This window comes from Pseudoalteromonas sp. 120-MNA-CIBAN-0494 (assembly GCF_040308885.1).
Lineage (GTDB): Bacteria > Pseudomonadota > Gammaproteobacteria > Enterobacterales > Alteromonadaceae > Pseudoalteromonas > Pseudoalteromonas nigrifaciens.
This window is the reverse complement of sequence record NZ_JBEOOE010000074.1, coordinates 1-1571: the sequence shown is the minus strand read 5'-3', so window position 1 is coordinate 1571 and position 1571 is coordinate 1. Positions and strand designations below refer to the sequence as shown.

Annotated in this window: 2 protein-coding genes; both read right to left on the bottom strand. The window is 38.0% G+C overall.

Annotation, left to right across the window (positions count from 1 at the left end; genetic code table 11):
• Positions 1-169: 169 nt before the first annotated feature.
• A complete protein-coding gene (locus AAEY55_RS18010) occupies positions 170-859 on the bottom strand; it encodes an RES family NAD+ phosphorylase (protein ID WP_350552581.1) in 690 nt (229 codons plus the stop codon).
• Positions 843-1232 carry an MbcA/ParS/Xre antitoxin family protein gene (locus tag AAEY55_RS18005; RefSeq protein ID WP_350552578.1) on the bottom strand — a complete coding sequence of 130 codons (390 nt, stop codon included), beginning with the start codon at positions 1230-1232 and terminating at the stop codon, positions 843-845. The genes AAEY55_RS18010 and AAEY55_RS18005 overlap by 17 nt, the downstream gene beginning before the upstream one ends.
• Positions 1233-1571 lie beyond the last annotated feature (339 nt).

The window sequence follows — 1571 nt, the reverse complement described above, 5'->3', positions numbered from 1 at the left end:
CCAGCCTAAAAAGGTAGCTTAGGCTTTCTTTTTGAAACTCCTTCAAAACGCGCAGCGTTTAGTGGGAGTTGTTCATTTTCTCGAATACATAGCAATAAAACTCTAGGCAATTTAGTCGCTAATATGAATCGCGCTACTTCCCTTAATGTATTGTGTGATCATTTTTGCCTTAACATTGCCTAATGAGGTTAACTTTGAGAATATTTTCAATTTTCTGTTTTTTACCGCTCCAAATGTACTTGTAATGCCCACTTTGAATAGGGATCGTCACCGCTTTAGGCTTAAATGCAGCTACGCATACCCCCCCTTCATCACGAACACTTTTATACAGTAGACCATTACTGCCGTTTGCGCGCATATGCTTAGCAAACTGTTGGGGAGCGATATAGTCATCGGTATATAAATGTTCAAACCCATCATCCCTTATATCATGAAGATCCAGAGAGATCTTATTAATATAGCAACGCATTGTTAGTTCTGTGTCTGGCTCATTAGTTGCTGATAAGAATCTTTCTCTGTGATATATAGTTTCAGCAAACGCTGTATCAAGCGCTTTTGCACCGTAATAAACCCCATATTCATTTCCATCCGTAAAACGAGTGGGAATCGAAATATGTGTAAATGCAGCCATGACTGGTGTTGAACCTGGACCGGAAATTCTTTCTTCTGTTGTGACAAGCGATAAATCACCTACCTCTTCCCGAAGCCTATCATTGGTGAGTGATTCAATAGCAAAAACGACTTCAAGCTCATCAGGGGATGCAACATTTTCAAATAAATCGATTGGCGGATAATGACTGGGAACTAATCGATGTAATTTCTCCCAGTCAGGTAATAAAGTATTAACCTCTTTGTGCATCAAGATACCTACGTATATCGTTTAAGTGTAATATGCTACCTTTAAGCATATAAGTTAATGCCGATTCATTATTAAAGTGATTATTTGGCTTTTTGATCCAAGCATCAGCTTGCTCTCGCGTCGGAAATAAAATTCCTAATGCCTTGTAAATTCCCATAATATAAGAAATACGCTCCATCGTATCTACCGATAAGCTAGATGCTTGTCCTTTTTTCCAGTTATAAAACGTTGTCGACCCCGGCTTGCCAAGCAGAGTGATTTGATCTTGGTTTTTAACACTCCACTCATTCATGATATTAAAAAATACCTTAAGTGCAATTTGAGCGGTTTTACTTGGGTTCTGAGCGAGCACACTACTTTCTAATGCTGTCATAATGATTTCCCCTTTAGTTTATTAACTTATAAACATACTCCCATTACGGTGTGTTTTCAACTTTTACTTCAAATGCGAAAAGCTAAATAAAGATGTAGCTTTTCGTATTTGGGAAAAATAGTCATGCTGGATATATTAATATGCTTGCGGCAAAGTAGGCAGATGAATTGTGTGTTGAGAAAAATGTGGATAAGGCAGCATGACACACTTACAACTTCTATTTCTAGATTTTAGCGCTACACCATTTATAGATTTTGATGTTACTTGGGCAACCGGCATCTAAAAGTAGCGTTGGCAGATTTTTGAGCCTTTTGGCTATTTCTTGAAGGTATGCAATCA